The 16,720-nt window shown below is 52.8% G+C and carries 17 protein-coding genes, 1 tRNA gene and 1 pseudogene; 16 read left to right on the top strand and 3 right to left on the bottom strand.

Annotated elements, in window-relative coordinates:
- The first annotated feature begins 36 nt into the window (after window positions 1–36).
- Window positions 37–303 (top strand): FAD assembly factor SdhE, encoded by a 267-nt coding sequence (gene sdhE / locus Dpoa569_RS16390; RefSeq protein WP_042868572.1) that lies wholly within the window; start codon window positions 37–39, stop codon window positions 301–303.
- On the top strand, window positions 284–715 hold the full coding sequence (locus Dpoa569_RS16385) for a protein YgfX (RefSeq protein ID WP_042868574.1): 432 nt from the start codon (window positions 284–286) through the stop codon (window positions 713–715). Before sdhE ends, Dpoa569_RS16385 begins: the two co-directional genes overlap by 20 nt.
- A 65-nt stretch (window positions 716–780) precedes the next feature.
- Here Dpoa569_RS16385 and fldB read toward each other — a convergent pair whose 3' ends face one another.
- Both fldB and Dpoa569_RS16375 read right to left on the bottom strand, forming a co-directional pair.
- Window positions 781–1,299, bottom strand: a complete 519-nt coding sequence (gene fldB, locus Dpoa569_RS16380; protein WP_042868577.1) for a flavodoxin FldB — start codon at window positions 1,297–1,299, stop codon at window positions 781–783.
- Window positions 1,300–1,427: 128 nt separating this feature from the next.
- Complete coding sequence (locus Dpoa569_RS16375) at window positions 1,428–2,753, bottom strand: MFS transporter (protein ID WP_042868579.1); 1,326 nt, start codon at window positions 2,751–2,753, stop codon at window positions 1,428–1,430.
- A gap of 263 nt (window positions 2,754–3,016) precedes the next feature.
- Here Dpoa569_RS16375 and xerD point away from each other — a divergent pair, with 263 nt between their 5' ends.
- From xerD to lysS, 5 genes are all read left to right on the top strand, one after another.
- Complete coding sequence (gene xerD, locus Dpoa569_RS16370) at window positions 3,017–3,916, top strand: site-specific tyrosine recombinase XerD (RefSeq protein WP_146411560.1); 900 nt, start codon at window positions 3,017–3,019, stop codon at window positions 3,914–3,916.
- A 92-nt stretch (window positions 3,917–4,008) separates the two neighbouring features.
- Window positions 4,009–4,725: a bifunctional protein-disulfide isomerase/oxidoreductase DsbC gene (dsbC, locus tag Dpoa569_RS16365; protein WP_146411557.1), complete on the top strand. Its 717-nt coding sequence runs from the start codon at window positions 4,009–4,011 to the stop codon at window positions 4,723–4,725.
- A 23-nt stretch (window positions 4,726–4,748) separates the two neighbouring features.
- Complete coding sequence (gene recJ / locus Dpoa569_RS16360) at window positions 4,749–6,479, top strand: single-stranded-DNA-specific exonuclease RecJ (RefSeq protein WP_146411555.1); 1,731 nt, start codon at window positions 4,749–4,751, stop codon at window positions 6,477–6,479.
- Window positions 6,480–6,662: 183 nt separating this feature from the next.
- Window positions 6,663–7,761 (top strand): peptide chain release factor 2 gene (gene prfB / locus Dpoa569_RS16355; RefSeq protein ID WP_128569672.1). Its coding sequence is split into 2 segments (ribosomal slippage): window positions 6,663–6,737 and window positions 6,739–7,761, totalling 1,098 coding nucleotides; the frame shifts between segments, so codons are not numbered across the junction.
- Between the two features lie 8 nt (window positions 7,762–7,769).
- Window positions 7,770–9,287 carry a lysine--tRNA ligase gene (gene lysS / locus Dpoa569_RS16350; RefSeq protein ID WP_042868585.1) on the top strand — a complete coding sequence of 506 codons (1,518 nt, stop codon included), beginning with the start codon at window positions 7,770–7,772 and terminating at the stop codon, window positions 9,285–9,287.
- 180 nt (window positions 9,288–9,467) lie between these two features.
- Here the strand turns inward: lysS and Dpoa569_RS16345 are convergent, their stop codons facing one another.
- Entirely contained in the window at window positions 9,468–10,895 is a 1,428-nt protein-coding gene (locus Dpoa569_RS16345) for an alkaline phosphatase family protein (protein WP_042868587.1), read from the bottom strand.
- 563 nt (window positions 10,896–11,458) lie between these two features.
- Between Dpoa569_RS16345 and Dpoa569_RS16340 the strand changes: the two genes are divergently transcribed.
- The 9 genes and pseudogenes from Dpoa569_RS16340 to Dpoa569_RS16300 form a co-directional block, all read left to right on the top strand.
- Complete coding sequence (locus Dpoa569_RS16340) at window positions 11,459–12,130, top strand: LysE family translocator (protein ID WP_042868588.1); 672 nt, start codon at window positions 11,459–11,461, stop codon at window positions 12,128–12,130.
- 85 nt (window positions 12,131–12,215) lie between these two features.
- Window positions 12,216–12,289, top strand: a tRNA-Gly gene (locus tag Dpoa569_RS16335).
- Window positions 12,290–12,453: 164 nt separating this feature from the next.
- Window positions 12,454–13,668, top strand: a complete 1,215-nt coding sequence (locus Dpoa569_RS16330) for a tyrosine-type recombinase/integrase (protein ID WP_042868590.1) — start codon at window positions 12,454–12,456, stop codon at window positions 13,666–13,668.
- Between the two features lie 144 nt (window positions 13,669–13,812).
- Window positions 13,813–14,184 carry a hypothetical protein gene (locus tag Dpoa569_RS16325; protein ID WP_042868592.1) on the top strand — a complete coding sequence of 124 codons (372 nt, stop codon included), beginning with the start codon at window positions 13,813–13,815 and terminating at the stop codon, window positions 14,182–14,184.
- Between the two features lie 19 nt (window positions 14,185–14,203).
- Entirely contained in the window at window positions 14,204–14,662 is a 459-nt protein-coding gene (locus tag Dpoa569_RS16320; protein WP_042868594.1) for a hypothetical protein, read from the top strand.
- A 219-nt stretch (window positions 14,663–14,881) separates the two neighbouring features.
- A complete protein-coding gene (locus tag Dpoa569_RS16315) occupies window positions 14,882–15,079 on the top strand; it encodes a helix-turn-helix transcriptional regulator (RefSeq protein ID WP_035343246.1) in 198 nt (65 codons plus the stop codon).
- Complete coding sequence (locus Dpoa569_RS16310) at window positions 15,076–15,522, top strand: hypothetical protein (protein ID WP_050569387.1); 447 nt, start codon at window positions 15,076–15,078, stop codon at window positions 15,520–15,522. The genes Dpoa569_RS16315 and Dpoa569_RS16310 overlap by 4 nt, the downstream gene beginning before the upstream one ends.
- A gap of 14 nt (window positions 15,523–15,536) precedes the next feature.
- Complete coding sequence (locus Dpoa569_RS16305) at window positions 15,537–16,379, top strand: antA/AntB antirepressor family protein (RefSeq protein WP_146411552.1); 843 nt, start codon at window positions 15,537–15,539, stop codon at window positions 16,377–16,379.
- A pseudogene (locus Dpoa569_RS16300) lies at window positions 16,372–16,710 on the top strand (ash family protein); the annotation flags it as partial. The gene Dpoa569_RS16305 and the pseudogene Dpoa569_RS16300, both read left to right, overlap by 8 nt.
- Window positions 16,711–16,720 lie beyond the last annotated feature (10 nt).

The following is a 16,720-nucleotide window of genomic DNA, read 5'->3' as shown; positions in this document are numbered from 1 at the left end:
ATCTGTACGGATAACCATAAGAAGTGGGCGAAGAACATGGATATCAATAATAAAGCACGCATTCACTGGGCGTGCAGGCGCGGAATGCGCGAACTGGACATCTCCATCATGCCGTTTTTCGAGCATGAGTACGACACACTGAGCGACGACGACAAGCAACAGTTTATTCGTCTGTTGCAGTGCGACGATCCCGACTTGTTCAATTGGTTGATGAACCATGGCGAGCCGGTCGATCCGGGTTTGAAACGCATGATTTCCCTTATTCAGATGCGAAATAAAGATCGTGGCCCAGTGGCAATGTGATTTGCGCGTATCCTGGCGTATGCAGCTGTTTTCGCTGCTGACGCACGGATTTCTGGTGCTGATGATTCTGCTGGCTCCATGGCCGGACGGCTATGCGCCGTTGTGGCTAGGACTGGTGACGCTGGTGGTGTTCGATTTCGTGCGTAGCCAGCGCACCATCAAGTCACGTCAGGGGGAAATCTCCCTGCACGACGAGAACCAACTACATTGGCAGAACCGTGACTGGCAGATAGTCCGACGGCCTTGGGTAATGCGCAACGGCGTGTTGCTGTCGTTGCGTGCGGTGGATGGCAAGGGGCATCAGCGCCTGTGGCTGGCATCAGACAGTATGGATTGCGAAGAGTGGCGGCTGTTACGCCAGTTATTGCAGCAACACCCGTTACAGGGAACGCAATCTTCCCGGCATCATTAAATTGCGCGGTTCGACTCAGGCGGTGTACTGCTCGCCTGAGTCGAACCTGGTGCAGCGCGAGCGCGTCAGAGTAACGCTGCCATTTCCAGCAGGATCTGCTCGCACCATTGTTGAATGCGCTCGTCGCTCATGTCGTACTGATTCACTTCATCCAATGCCAGACCAACAAAGTGTTGACCATCTCCCGTTACCGGTTTTGGGCTGGTGAAATCGTAGCCTGCGGTCGGCCAGTAGCCGATAAAGCGCACCCCCAGCGGCTTGAGTTGGTCATGCAGCATACCGAGCGCATCCAGAAACCATTCGCCGTACCCTAACTGGTCGCCCATGCCATAAAGCGCGACGATTTTGTCTTTCAGATTCAACGCCGATAACTGCGCCCAGATGGCTTCCCAATCTTCCTGAATTTCACCAAAGTCCCAGGTAGGGATGCCAAGAATCAGCATCTCGTAGTTTTCCATTTCCTGAGGCGCAACGTCTTTTACGTTGTGCAGGTCGACCAGTTCCTCGCCCAGAATGTCGCGGATTTTCTCCGCCGCCATTTCGGTGTAACAGGTGCTGGTGCCGTAAAAAAGTCCTATTTTCATAAGTGTCTGATCGTGATTGCATCAAATAAAGGCGCTATAGCTGTGCACTTAGCCTAACGGAATATGATGGGGGCGTACAGGGTGGGGGAAGAAGAGGGATGAAAGCCATGCCTTCATCCCTGCAACATTTAACTCAGAGACTGGTGGCGGGTTTCTTTGGTCAGCAGCAGAGCGATCAGGGTCAGTGATGCCATACCAGCGAGATAAACGCCCACATAGAACAGCCCATAATGGCTGGTTAACCAGGCAGCGATATACGGCGCTACGGAGGCCCCCAAAATGGAGGAAACATTATAAGAGAACGACGCGCCGGTATAACGTACTTCGGTTGGGAACAGTTCCGGCAGCAGTGCGCCCATCGGGCCGAAGGTTAATCCCATCAGACTCAGGCCGCATAGCAGAAACGCCATAATCAGCGTCTGGTTGCCAGAACCCAGCAAAGACGGAAACGCCATCGCGAACACCAGCATCATGCAGGTCACGGTGATCATGGTTTTGCGACGACCGACCGCATCAGCCAGATAGCCCGCTACCGGGATCATCAAACCGAAACCGATTACCGCCATCATTAACATCCACAGGAAGTTGTTACGTGGAATACCAAGCCCTGCTGGTGCAGGTGTGGTGCCGTAAGTCATCGAGTAGACGGTCATGATGTAAAACAGGGTATAAGTCGCCAGCATAATGAAGGTGCCCAGAATCGTGGCCTTTACATGTTTGCTCAGCAAGGTGCCCAGCGGCACGCGTACCTGTTTCCCTTCTTTGGCGACTTTAGCGAAAACCGGTGTTTCGTGCAGCGATACACGCACGTACAGGCCGATAATCACCAACACAGCCGAGGCAATGAACGGTACACGCCATCCCCAGCTCATGAACTGCTCATTGGTCAGCACCCAGGACAGCAGCAGAAAGGTGCCGTTGGCAAAGAAGAAGCCGATTGGTGCGCCCAACTGCGGGAAGGAGCCGTACAGCGCGCGTTTGTGCGCCGGGGCGTTTTCTGTCGCCAGCAGCGCCGCGCCGCCCCATTCGCCGCCGAGACCCAGCCCCTGACCGAAACGGGCCAGCGCCAGCAGCAGCGGAGCCAGTACGCCGATGGTTTCATAACTCGGCAGCAGGCCGATCAATACGGTGGAGATCCCCATGGTCAGCAGCGAGGCAACCAGCGTGACCTTACGACCAACGCGATCACCGAAATGGCCGAACAGCGCAGAACCTATCGGGCGTGCCACAAATGCGATGGCGAAGGTTGCCAGCGATTGCAGCGTAGCAGCAGTAGCGTCACCCTGCGGGAAAAAAATGTGCGGAAATATCAGCACGGCAGCGGTAGCGTAAATGTAAAAATCGAAGAATTCGATGGCGGTGCCGATCAGTGAGGCGACCACCACTTTATTGCGCGAGTTTACCGGCGCGTCTGGTGTTTGACTGTCAATAGTGGATGAGATGGAGGCTTGCATAGTTTTTTCTTTTTTGTAACACACGAACATGCATTCTATGCATAGAAAAAAGCGCTTTTCAAACCAGTGACGCGCCTGATGACGGCCCTTTTGGCCAGAGCATCCCAGGATGTGCTGGAATAATGAAATATAATCCCTGTTGTGCTCTGTTTTGCCACAGGATGTAATGAAATTGAGAATGATTACCGAATTGTACCCCGAACATACTCGCTGAGGCATAATAGTGGGATGATATGGTCTGCGGTGTGACAGGAGAGAATGTGATGCAGAAACAGGATCAGGCGGTAATCGAACAGTTTCTGGATACCCTGTGGCTGGAACGCAATCTGGCGGAAAATACGCTATCGTCCTATCGTAATGACTTGTGCTCGCTGGCGCAGTGGCTGGCGCATCACGATAGCAGTCTGTTGCAGGCACAGCCGTCGGATCTGCAGGATTTTTTGGCTGAGCGCCTGGAAGGTGGTTACAAGGCTACCAGCTCGGCCCGGCTGCTAAGCGCAATGCGGCGTTTGTTTCAGTATCTTTACCGGGAAAAACAGCGAACTGATGACCCTAGTGCGCCGTTATCGTCGCCTAAACTACCGCAGCGGTTGCCGAAAGATCTGACTGAGGCGCAGGTGGAAGCGCTGCTGGCGGCACCGGTTACCGATCAGCCGATTGAACTGCGAGACAAAGCGATGCTGGAATTGCTTTATGCGACCGGACTTCGCGTATCGGAACTGGTGGGACTGACCATCAGTGATGTTAGCTTGCGGCAGGGCGTGGTGCGTGTAGTGGGAAAAGGCAACAAAGAGCGACTGGTGCCGCTGGGGGAAGAAGCGGTGTACTGGCTGGAACACTATCTGGAGTACAGTCGCCCGTGGTTGCTAAATGGCCAGACGCTGGATGTGCTGTTTCCAAGTAACCGCGCCCAGCAGATGACGCGCCAGACCTTCTGGCACCGCATCAAGCACTATGCGACACTGGCGTCTATTGACAGCAATAAACTTTCTCCGCATGTTTTGCGTCATGCCTTTGCCACTCACCTGCTCAATCACGGTGCGGATCTGCGGGTGGTACAGATGTTACTGGGCCACAGTGATCTGTCTACCACGCAGATTTATACCCACGTTGCGACGGAGCGGCTGAAGCAACTGCATCAACAGCACCATCCCAGGGCATGATGCTCGACTGGCTGGCAGGCTGTTATGGCAGGTTCTCCCGCCAATAAATATGGATAAGCACGGCGCTTGCGCCCTGATAACAGGATAATTCCATGAAAAAACGTGTAGTGCTCTTTTCGTTACTGGCTCTGGCTTTGAGTGGCGCGGTGCGTGCGGATGACGCCGCTATCAAGCAGACATTGAACCGTCTGGGTTTACAAAACGCGCAAGTGAAAGATTCTCCCGTCAGCGGCATGAAAACTCTGCTAACCGAAAATGGCGTGCTTTACATCACCGACGACGGCAAACACCTGTTGCAGGGACCGTTGTATGACGTCAGCGGCACGAACCCGGTGAATGTCACCAACCATATGCTGAACGAGCGTCTGGAGGCTTTGAAAGACCAGATGATCGTCTATAAAGCGCCACAGGAAAAACATGTCATTACCGTGTTTACCGACATTACCTGCGGTTACTGCCACAAGTTGCACGAGCAGATGAAAGACTACAACGCGCTCGGCATTACGGTGCATTATCTGGCGTATCCTCGTCAGGGCATGAACTCTCAGGCGGCGAAAGACATGCAATCCATCTGGTGCGTGGCGGATCGCAACAAAGCGTTTGATGCGGCCATGAAAGGCGATGGGGTATCGCCCGCTACCTGTAAAACCGATATCGGCGCTCACTATCAACTGGGCGTGTTGTTCGGCGTGCAGGGAACACCGGCAATTGTGCTGAGTGATGGCACGGTGGTGCCGGGGTATCAGCCGCCCAAAGAAATGAAGGCTATGCTGGATGCCCACCAGGCATCGCTGAAATCAGGCGGCTAATTGAATCGAGTGGTTAATCAAGCGTGAATGTTGTTACCCAACTCCGTCGCCGCCCGGTGACGGAGACGGAATTACCTGACTCTCTTCCTGCGTTATTACGGCGTTTATACGCCCATCGCGGCGTGAGACAGATGCAGGAACTGGAACGCAGCCTGCGCGGCTTGCTGGATTATCGTCAGCTTAGCGGTATTGCGCAGGCGGTTGACGTATTACATCAGGCACTGGCGGACCATCGCCGCATCGTGATCGTCGGCGATTTCGATGCCGACGGCGCTACCAGTACCGCGCTGACGGTGCTGGCGCTGCGCAGCATGGGTGGCCGAGAGATTCAGTATCTGGTGCCTAACCGGTTTGAGGATGGCTACGGGCTTAGCCCTGAAGTGGTAGCGCAGGCTGCTGCCAGAGGCGCGGAGCTGATCGTGACCGTCGATAACGGCATTTCGTCCCATGCCGGGGTGGACGATGCGCACCGGCGCGGCATTGCGGTGGTAGTGACCGACCACCATCTGCCAGGGGAAACGCTGCCGGCGGCGGAGGCGATGATCAACCCTAACCTGCCGGACTGTGCGTTTGCGTCGAAGGCGCTGGCTGGCGTCGGCGTCGCGTTTTACCTGATGATGGCGTTGCGCGCTAAGCTGCGGGAGTCCGGCTGGTTTGCCGAGCGCGGTCTGGCTGAGCCTAATCTGGCCGAATTGCTGGATCTGGTAGCGTTGGGCACGGTGGCGGACGTGGTGCCGCTGGATGCCAACAACCGCATTCTGGTCGCGCAAGGCTTGAGCCGGATTCGTGCGGGTAAATGTAGACCGGGGATTCGCGCCCTGCTGGAAGTATCCAACCGCGATGCGACTCAACTGGTGGCAAGCGATCTGGGCTTTGCGCTTGGACCGCGCCTCAATGCCGCCGGTCGGCTGGACGATATGTCCGTCGGTGTTGAACTGCTGTTGTGCGATGACATTGTGCAGGCGCGGATGCTGGCAAGCGATCTGGATGCGTTGAACCAGAGTCGCCGCGAAATTGAAGCGGGTATGCAGGTGGAAGCGCTGCACCTGTGCGATCAACTGGAACGCAGCCGTGATACGCTGCCGCTGGGGTTGGCGATGTACCATCCGCAGTGGCATCAGGGAGTAGTGGGCATTCTGGCCTCGCGCATCAAGGAGCGTTTTCACCGCCCGGTTATCGCGTTTGCGCCCGCGGGTGATGGCATTCTGAAAGGTTCCGGGCGCTCTATCGCCGGGTTGCATCTGCGCGATGCGCTGGAACGCCTTGATACCTGTCACCCCGGCCTGATGTTGAAATTTGGCGGCCACGCGATGGCGGCGGGGTTGTCGCTGGCAGAAGATCGTTTTGATGAGTTTCGCCAGCGTTTTGCTGATCTGGTCGGCGAGTGGCTGGATGCCTCACAACTGGAAGGCGTGGTATGGTCAGATGGCGAGCTGGCTGCGCCTGAACTGTCGCTTGGTACCGCTGAAATGCTACGTGAAGCGGGACCATGGGGGCAGGCATTTCCAGAACCGGTCTTCGATGGCCGCTTTCGCCTGTTGCAGCAGCGGCTGGTCGGCGAGCGTCATCTCAAAGTGATGGTGGAACCGCTGGGCGGCGGCCCACTGCTGGATGGTATCGCTTTCAATGTAGATACTTTGCTGTGGCCTGACAGCAGTGTGCGTGAAGTCGAACTGGCGTACAAACTGGACGTCAATGAATTTCGCGGCAAACGTTCGGTACAACTGCTGATAGAGCACCTGTGGCCGCTGTAGCGTAAAATGTTGAAACCGACGCCGGGCTTTCCCCGGCGTTTTCTTTTCACCCTGCGGCGCATCCCGCTAAAATCGGTAAAAGCTATAATCGGTAAAAAGCTATAAACCACTGCGCGAATCCGCTACAATTCGCGGTTTACATGCATTCTGTCATCGACAAACAACTAATAAGATCTTACGACCATGTTTGAAATCAATCCGGTAAAAAACCGCATTCAGGACCTGTCTGACCGGACAGCCGTTCTGAGGGGGTATCTTTGACTATGACGCCAAGAAAGAGCGTCTGGAAGAGGTAAACGCCGAGCTGGAACAGCCCGACGTATGGAACGAGCCTGAGCGCGCGCAGGCGTTGGGTAAAGAGCGTTCCTCCCTGGAAATGATTGTCGATACCATTGATCAGATGGTTCAGGGGCTGGACGATGTGGCTGGCCTGCTGGAACTGGCGGTGGAAGCCGACGACGAAGAAACCTTCAACGAAGCCATCGCCGAACTGGATCTACTGGAAGACAAGCTGGGTCAGCTCGAATTCCGCCGCATGTTCTCCGGCGAGTATGACAGCGCCGACTGCTACCTTGACCTGCAGGCGGGTTCCGGCGGCACCGAGGCGCAGGACTGGGCCAGTATGCTGCTGCGCATGTATCTGCGTTGGGCGGAAAGCAAGGGCTTCAAAACCGAAGTCATTGAAGAATCTGAAGGCGAAGTCGCTGGTATCAAGTCTGCCACTATCAAGATTATGGGCGAGTACGCGTTTGGCTGGCTGCGTACCGAAACCGGCGTACACCGTCTGGTGCGCAAGAGCCCGTTTGACTCCGGCGGTCGTCGCCACACCTCGTTCAGTTCCGCTTTCGTGTATCCGGAAGTTGATGACGACATTGATATCGAGATCAATCCTGCGGACCTGCGTATCGACGTGTACCGCGCCTCTGGCGCAGGTGGTCAGCACGTTAACCGTACTGAATCTGCGGTGCGTATTACCCATATTCCCACCAATATCGTGACCCAGTGCCAGAATGATCGCTCTCAGCACAAGAACAAAGATCAGGCGATGAAACAGCTGAAAGCCAAGCTGTATGAATTCGAAATGCAGAAGAAGAACGCGGAAAAACAGGCGATGGAAGACAATAAGTCCGACATCGGCTGGGGCAGCCAGATTCGTTCTTATGTGCTGGACGACTCCCGCATTAAAGACCTGCGTACCGGGGTGGAAACACGGAATACCCAGTCAGTGCTGGATGGTGATCTGGACAAGTTTATCGAAGCAAGTTTAAAAGCGGGGTTATAAGGAATCTCATGTCTGAACCACAAAACCAGGGTGCCGAGCAGGCGCTGGATCTTAACAACGAACTTAGAACCCGCCGTGAGAAGCTGGCGGCGTTGCGTGATACCGGCATCGCTTTTCCGAACGATTTCCGCCGTGACAGCACTGCCGATAAACTGCACGCCAGCTATGACGAAAAAGAAAACGAAGAGCTGGAAGCACTGGGTCTGGAAGTGACGGTAGCGGGTCGCATGATGACCCGCCGTATCATGGGCAAGGCGTCGTTCGTCACGTTGCAGGATGTCGGTGGCCGTATTCAGTTATATGTGGCGCGTGATGACCTGCCGGAAGGCGTCTACAACGAGCAGTTCAAGAAGTGGGACCTTGGCGATATCCTCGGTGCGCGCGGTAAACTGTTTAAAACCAAAACCGGCGAACTGTCGATCCACTGTACCGAATTGCGTCTGCTGACCAAGGCGTTGCGCCCGTTGCCGGACAAATTCCACGGTCTGGCGGATCAGGAAACGCGTTACCGCCAGCGTTATCTGGATCTGATCGCTAACGACGAATCCCGCCACACTTTCCGCGTGCGCTCACAGATTCTGGCCGGTATCCGCCAGTTCATGGTCGGTCGTGATTTTATGGAAGTGGAAACGCCGATGATGCAGGTGATCCCCGGTGGGGCGTCTGCTCGCCCGTTCATCACCCATCACAACGCGCTGGATATCGACATGTACCTGCGTATTGCGCCAGAACTGTACCTGAAACGTCTGGTGGTCGGTGGTTTTGAACGCGTGTTTGAGATCAACCGTAACTTCCGTAACGAAGGTGTGTCGCCGCGTCATAACCCTGAGTTCACCATGATGGAACTCTACATGGCGTATGCGGACTACAAAGACCTGATCGAACTGACCGAGTCGCTGTTCCGCTCGCTGGCGCAGAACGTTCTGGGTACTACCGAGGTGCCGTATGGCGACCAGGTGTTCGACTTTGGTAAGCCGTTCGAGAAGCTGACCATGCGTGAAGCCATCAAGAAATACCGTCCCGAAACCAATCTGGCGGATCTGGATAGCTTCGATGCGGCTAAAGCTATTGCGGAGTCTATCGGCATCAAGGTAGAGAAAAGTTGGGGTCTGGGTCGTCTCGTTACCGAGATCTTCGAAGAAGTGGCAGAAGCCCATCTGATCCAGCCGACATTCATCACCGAATACCCGGCTGAAGTCTCGCCATTGGCGCGCCGTAACGACCAGAATCCGGAAATCACCGACCGCTTCGAATTCTTCATCGGCGGACGTGAAATCGGTAATGGTTTCTCCGAGTTGAACGACGCTGAAGATCAGGCGCAACGCTTCCAGGATCAGGTAGCGGCGAAAGATGCCGGTGATGATGAAGCCATGTTCTACGACGAAGACTACGTTACTGCGCTGGAGCACGGCCTGCCGCCGACCGCGGGTCTGGGTATCGGCATTGACCGTATGGTAATGTTGTTTACTAACAGCCACACCATCCGCGATGTGATCCTGTTCCCGGCGATGCGTCCGCAGAAATAAGTCTATAACGATTGTACGATGGTAAACCGGTGCCAGCAGGCACCGGTTTTTTTATGGCTGTCATTGGCTGGGCCAGTTCTCCGCGGTTGAAGGTAACAGCAACTTTGCGGATTCGATAGCGCCGACTGTTTATCGTCCCTGCTGATTTTGCCGTCCCGACCCCGATAAGGTCTGGAACAATTAACGGGAGTTCAGCCAGTCTTGTGTTCGCTGGTGGATATAGTCGGTGTACTCGGCTGCCGTGGTCATGTTGGGCATCTGGTGGTGCATTCCGCCTTGTGCATCCGCTACCGGCAATGCACTGACCAATTCGGCATGGACTTGCTGCAGGTGAGAGGGCGCGCCCAACGCCGGGTTTTTTCCATTTGAGGTGGGAACGGTCACCCCAGCCAGCGGATCGTCGGTGCGTGGTGTGGTGAGTGTAAGTACGTCCCCCACGCCGGACGCGGCGGCATCGCGGTTGGTCAAGGGAGATAGTCCAAAGCGTTGCTCCACAGTTTTGAGGATTGAGGTGTGATCCAGCGGTGTAGCCTTCTCCGCAACCCGGAATACGGTACCCGCTTCAATCCAGGGCGAAACCAGTACAGTGGGTACGCGCGGCCCGAAACGGGTGAAGTCGAAACCGTACTCGCCTGTGCTGGCGTCCGGCGGCGTCGCGTTCCAGGGCGGGGGCAGGTGATCATAGCAGCCGCCGTGTTCATCGTAGGTAATGATCAGCAGCGTCTTGTTCCAGAGCGGGCTGTTGCGCAGGGCGTAGTAAACGTCGTGAATCAGTTGTTCTCCCAGTGCGATATCGGCGACCGGGTGCTGGCTGTTGCCATCCTCACCCCAACTGGGTTCAAGAAACACATACGATGCCAGCGTACCGTTGCGCGCCGCCTGCTGAAAATCGCTGAATACGCCGAAGTGACTATCATCAGCCTGCTGGGTATCAGGGAAATTGTGGCGGGTCAGCGGCGGTTGGTTATAACCGTAGATAGACCATGTGATGCCAGACTGGCTGAGACGACCAAAAATAGAAGGGCAGGTATAGCTCTTGGTATTGTCATTCATATGTCCTTGAGAGGTCGCTGCCGAAACGAACGCCCGATTGGGTAGTGTCTCGGTAGGTGCGGAGCCGTACCAGTGATCGCAAACGGCATAACCTGTTGCCAGTGTGCAGAGTACCGGGAGCGTCTGTGGGGTAAAGCAACCCATGATATTGCTGGCTTGGGTGCCCGGCAGGATTTTCCAGCCGCTTTCCTTCGATTGCCAGCCCAATGTGTAGGCGTAGTCGGTGACAAATCCCTGATTGCTGTTGGATGGCGGTGCGCTGGGTGCATGAATATCGCCAAACAGTTGGGAGTTTGTCGCATAATACCCTTCGCCGGGGTCAGAACCCGGCATGAAGTAGGCATTCGGCGTATTCGACGTAATTTTAAATACCTGGACTGGATTGCCTTTACTGTCTGGATTGGTTTCATTCCCGGTTAAACCGGCAAACGGGTGGCCGAGTGGAGAAAGGTTATTTTGGTCAGTATAAAGAAATCCTAGCATATGATCGAACGAGCGGTTTTCCAGCATTAATAAGACAATATGCTCAACATTCGATAATCCAGTATTGGCCATGGCAACCTCATTAGTAGTTTATGATGTTAAATGGTTAAATATCAAGTAATTAAATTGATTGGGGATGTTGGTCTGGTGTAGGTGTTATGAAGCTAATTGGTACAATTACGTGAATATACGTGAATGAATGCACGTGAATAGGACGAATTTTCTTTATACTGTGTATCGATAATTTAGCCCGGAGAATTCATCTGTCAAATTTTAAATAAAATAATATATAGCAGTGTCTATTTTTATGAAAAATCTGAAATGGGTAATCTGGTGGCTTTATTTAAGAAAGTTAATACGAAATAGTTATTATCGGATGATTCTGGTAGTAAAAAGATCGCATTGTTTATTTTTATGCTTGTCGCCGTATTATTGCTGGTATGTTATTTTTCACCATGGTGATTAGGTAGCGGGTGATACGTTTGCGTAGGTGTTGTCACCCTGTGGCATGTTCTCGCTGTGATCGTCTCTTGATATCAATTTTTGACAACACAGGATAAGGATATCATCGTAAGCGTGTTGCACCATAATGGCCGGAAAAACGTTATCGGGAAACAGAACTACCGAGGGAAACTATGCTACTGGTGATGTTGAGCGGCTTGCTGCTGTCGTTGTCGCTGTGTCTGGACTTGGGAATCGTCAATACGGCGATTATTAATCGTGGTATCCGTGATGGTGCAGGTGCAGCATTCTTTATTGGTTTGGGTTCCTGCTTTGGCGATATGGTTTACGCCACGTTGTCGGTGCTGGGAATGGCGGTGATTTTCAACTATACGCCGGTACGTTGGCTGTTGTGGATTGGCGGTGGCGGTGTATTACTGTGGCTGTCGTTTAGTATGGCGCGTAGCGCCTGGCGTGATTACCGCCAGCATCGTGGCTTGTCGGTTGATACCGCTAGCGCATTTTCATCGTGTGCGTCGGCTCCTGCTCGCCGTAATTTTATTAGCGGAATGGGAATGGCGCTGGCATCGCCCAGCGCATTGCTGTGGTTTGCGGCGGTTGGTGGGACGTTGATTGCCCAGGCCACCGATGGTTCTGCCAGACAGATAGCACTATTTCTTGGTGGGTTTTTCATTGGCGGCGTACTCTGGACGCTGTTCATGGCGCTGCTTATCAAATATGGTCGCGGTGCGTTAAAAGGCCGATTGTCGTTTTACTGCAGTGCGGTGTCCGCCGTGTTATTCGCCGTGTTTGCTGTTCAGGTGATCGTAAATGGATATCAAACGCTGCTGGTGCCCGTAGGGTGAATCGACTGCTCAAAACGCACTCAGTAAGACCGTGTTTTATCTTGCTCGCCAGACAGATGACGCTATAATGCCACTCACTTTCTGCGCGGGCGTAGTTCAATGGTAGAACGAGAGCTTCCCAAGCTCTATACGAGGGTTCGATTCCCTTCGCCCGCTCCAAAGACACTTCTTCCAACGTCTCGCATAGTCCACTAAACCCAGTAATAACAAGACTTAGCATCCATTTTCGTTATCTCAAGGTCTACTGCCAGCTATTAAAATCTACACACAGATGTGTATAGTGATGCGTATAGGATGGTTGCGATTCTTCGGAGCTATACACAATGCCCCTCACAGACCTTGAAATCAGGCGATCCAAGCCGAAAGAGAAGCCCTATACACTTAATGACGGAAATGGGCTTTCTATACTCATTGAGCCGAACGGTTCAAAGGGGTGGCGCTTTCGTTATCGGTTTGACGGTAAGCCTAAAATGCTTTCACTGGGGACATATCCCACCGTATCGTTGAACGATGCCCGCCAGAGACGTGATGAGGCAAAAAAGCTGGTGGCATCTGGTATCAACCCCAGCGAGGTGCGTAAGCAGGAGAAACAGGCCAGACAGGAAGCGATTGGTAATACCTTTGAGGGGATAGCCCGCGAATGGTATGAAAAGCGTTTTGATCGCTGGTCAGCATCTTATGCCGAGGAAATGATCAAGACATTTGAGGCTGACGTGTTTCCCTATATCGGCCACCGTCCTATTGCTGAAATAAAGCCGATGGAACTGATGGCGGTACTTTCCCGCCTGAATGATCGCGGTGCTACGGAGAAACTGCGTAAAGTACGTCAACGGTGCGGTGAGGTGTGGCGCTATGCTGTAGTGACCGGGAGGGCGGAATACAACCCGGCTCCAGACCTTGCCAGCGCGTTTGCCCCCCACAAGAAAGAACATTATGCCTTTCTGGCTGTTGGCGAAATTCCCGAATTCTTTCGCGTTCTGAACACCTATACCGGCAGCCTGATCGTCAAGCTGGCTATGCGTCTGCTGGTGATTACCGGCCTGAGACCAGGAGAGTTGCGAAAGGCTGAATGGTCAGAGTTTGATTTCGATAATCAGCTATGGGAAGTGCCGCCGGCACGGATGAAAAAACGCCGCCCTCACTGTGTGCCGCTATCCAGTCAGGCTATTGCCATTCTGGAGCAGCTAAAGCCGATGACAGGCCAATATAAGTACGTGTTTCCCGGCAGAGTTCACCACAGCAAGCCCATGAGCGAAATGGCGATGAATGTGCTTATCCGCCGCATCGGTTACGCTGGTCGAGTCACTGGACATGGCTTTCGCCACACCATGAGTACCATTCTCCACGAACAGGGCTACAACACAGCATGGATTGAAACCCAGCTTGCCCACGTCGATAAAAACTCAATTCGTGGCACCTATAACCATGCCCAATATCTGGATGGCAGGCGTGAAATGCTCCAGTGGTATGCGGACTATATGGACGCGCTAGAGAGCGGCGAAAATGTGGTTCACGGCTCGTTTGGGAAACGCGCATAACTGGATGAATAGACAGTGGCAGTTGGTGGTAGTAGACTTTAGTAGACGAATAAAGAATAGGCTATGTCTAGGCTGATCCCCGAAAAACCGTACACCTCTACGGGCTGGCATAGCCGCCAAAATTAGAGGGCGCGAGGTGGCGTTATGTTAGATATTGCTGAGTTATTAAAAGCTCGCAAAAATGAGTTTATTAGCCTTAGAGAATTCATAACCAGAATTCACCTACATCAACCTCATGTTAGCCTTAAAGACATAGCCGATTTTCTATACATTGAAAATAGCAATGGAGGGCTCCCCGAATGGGTTAGAAAAGGTATTGCTGGCTCGATAGAGACTACGTGGGTTGATGATAACAACCATTTTGATAGTGATACGTCATTGCAGTCTCTTTTGAACGTAATTCATGAAGAGAATGGAATGCCTGAGGTTATACCACCATCGTTAGTTCCTCCTGTAGTACAGACTGCAACGCCATCGGAACCAACTTTGGATTTTGACGATGATATTCCATTTTGAATGATAGGAGATAAAGCCAATGAGTGGGTTGGGACAACGCAAAGAAGAACATTGGTCGGCAAAGCAATTTGATAACTATGGTTTTCGTCGCTCTGATCTGAAAGATATTGCGGATAAACTAGGGGTTAATCTTGATATTCCTTTAGATGAAATAACCGCATCAGGCGGGGATAGAAAACAAGAAACTTTTTCTGAAGAAGATATTAGCGTCCTAAGAAGTGAAATTGCCAATTTAAAAGATAGGATCAAAAAGCTAATGCAGGAGAGGCCATCTAATTTAGGTGAATATCGGAAGGATGATCCTCTTCTTCTTGCAATTCAAATAAGAAATAATGAGTGGGCGAAATACGATCCTGATAACGACAGGGCCACTAGGGGTAACCAAGCATCAATCATACAATACCTTGAAAATAAGGGATTCTCTAATGCCCAGGCAAAGTCTATAGAAATGGTTGCATGTCCTATAAAGCGCGGGTAGCCAATCTTAACCCTTAGGGCTACTCCCCTCACAGAGCATTTACCCTGAGGGTTGTCTGATAGATACCCTCAGGGTAGTTAAACGCCTAAAGTGAGTATTTATCCCTTACCCTTATGGTTATTTAAAACCTAATAACCATCATGCATGAGGGTATGAAGCATAGGCATTTTTTCATGTAATTATTATCTCGTAAATCGCAATAGACGTTACGAGGTAAACATGTCTAATAATCTTATTCGGCTCCCCGAAGTCCAGCGCCGTACCGGCTATAGCAAGGCATGGCTCTATCGCCTTATTAGCCAAGATCGCTTCCCGCAGCCGGTAAAGATCGGCTCTCGTTCAATAGCTTTCGTTGAAAGTGAAATTGATGACTGGATTAATCAGCGTATCGCCGAGTCTCGCGGGGAGGTTGCATAATGCAAACAAAAAACGCCCGTGCTACCGGGCGTCAATGTGAACAAAATAAACCTGCTGCGCAAATGCATATTGCTGGCGGACATAATAACCAGCCAGCGCGGATAAGGCCAGTCCCTAAGAAGCATCGCGCACGGGTTTTCATGCTGCGTTCCGGTGCAGGTGGTTTTACTGAGAATGACATTCTCCATCACTGCCGCCTTTCTTCTGGCCGGAATTACGCCACGGAATTAGAACGCCTGCTTAATATTCGGTTAGCGCGTATTGACGAACCCAACGCTGACGGGATCGGCAGTCATTACCGCTATCGATTTGCAACGCGTGATGATATTTCCCGCGTCATTCGACTGGTCAATAGTAACGCCGAGATTAACGGCCACCCGCCGCTTACCCAACAGGAAATTAACCATATTCTAAGCCTGTACCCGGATTACGCCGCCCGCTAACGGAACCTGATTTTATGACATCAAAAAACAATGACCTTCACGGTCAGGGACTCGCTCACCCTGAAAACTGCCAGAGCGATATTTCCAGTAATGGCTTTGCCGAATTAATCCCGGTGATTTCTGGCCGGATAGGCGAACGCGAAACCAGTATTGTGAGCGCCAAATCCCTGCATATTGCGCTGGGTGTAGGGCGATTTTTTGCCAACTGGATAAAGGGAAGGGTAGAAGAATACGGCTTTGTGGAGGGTGTCGATTTCATAACTTTTGATTCCCCTGAATTGGTGAATCAAAGTACAAATTATGAGCAATTATTGCCAAAACGGGCAGTAATTACCAAACGTGGACGCCCTGAAAAGGATTATGTGCTGTCACTTAACATGGCAAAAGAACTGGCAATGGTTGAGCGTAACGAGCAGGGCCGTGCCGTTCGTCGTTACTTCATCCAGTGCGAGGAAGCCTTACACCGTAGCGTACCGGAAGTGGCCGCCCGTTTTCGCCGCCAGCTCAAAGCCCGCCTGACCGCCGCGAATTACTTCAAACCGATGTGCGCCGCACTGGAAACCGCCCGTTCTGAGCTGGGCAAGAAAACCCTGCCGCACCACTACACCACCGAAAGCAACATGATCGCCCGCCTGGTACTGGGCGGCCTGACGGCAAAAGACTGGGCGCAGGCCAATGGTGTAACCGGTGAACCCCGTGACAGCATGAGCGCCGACCAACTGGAGCACCTTTCCTACCTTGAGCAGACCAACATCACGCTGATTGAGCTGGGGCAGGACTACCCCCAGCGCAAAGCCGAATTAACCCGGCTGTCTCAGCGCTGGATGGCAAAACGGCTGGGGGTGAACCATGCGTAACTTACGCGACGCTGCCCGCAGGGTACGCAAAAACTGCTTGCCGTTTGCTTTACAGATGGGCTATTTTCAACGGGCACCAGCAAAATCTGGTGCCGGGATTGGTCTCCCGGTAATTCGAATGGCGACACATGACGCGCCGAGCGTCTTTTTTTGTGTCGTAAGCTCAGTACACCCTTTCTTCAGCGAGGCGGGTATAATCCGTGCCGCGCACAAAATTATGGTGGGCTGTGCGGGGGCTTCTTCGGAAGCGCCGGTATCCATTCGAGCCGGTAAGACCAACTCCGTACAGTCCACCACCAGCAAGATTGGTCTCTTCGGTGGTGGGTTTAAACCATATCGAA

Source organism: Dickeya poaceiphila, assembly GCF_007858975.2.
In the GTDB taxonomy this organism is placed as follows: Bacteria; Pseudomonadota; Gammaproteobacteria; order Enterobacterales; family Enterobacteriaceae; genus Dickeya; species Dickeya poaceiphila.
This window is presented reverse-complemented; position numbering and strand designations above follow the sequence as displayed.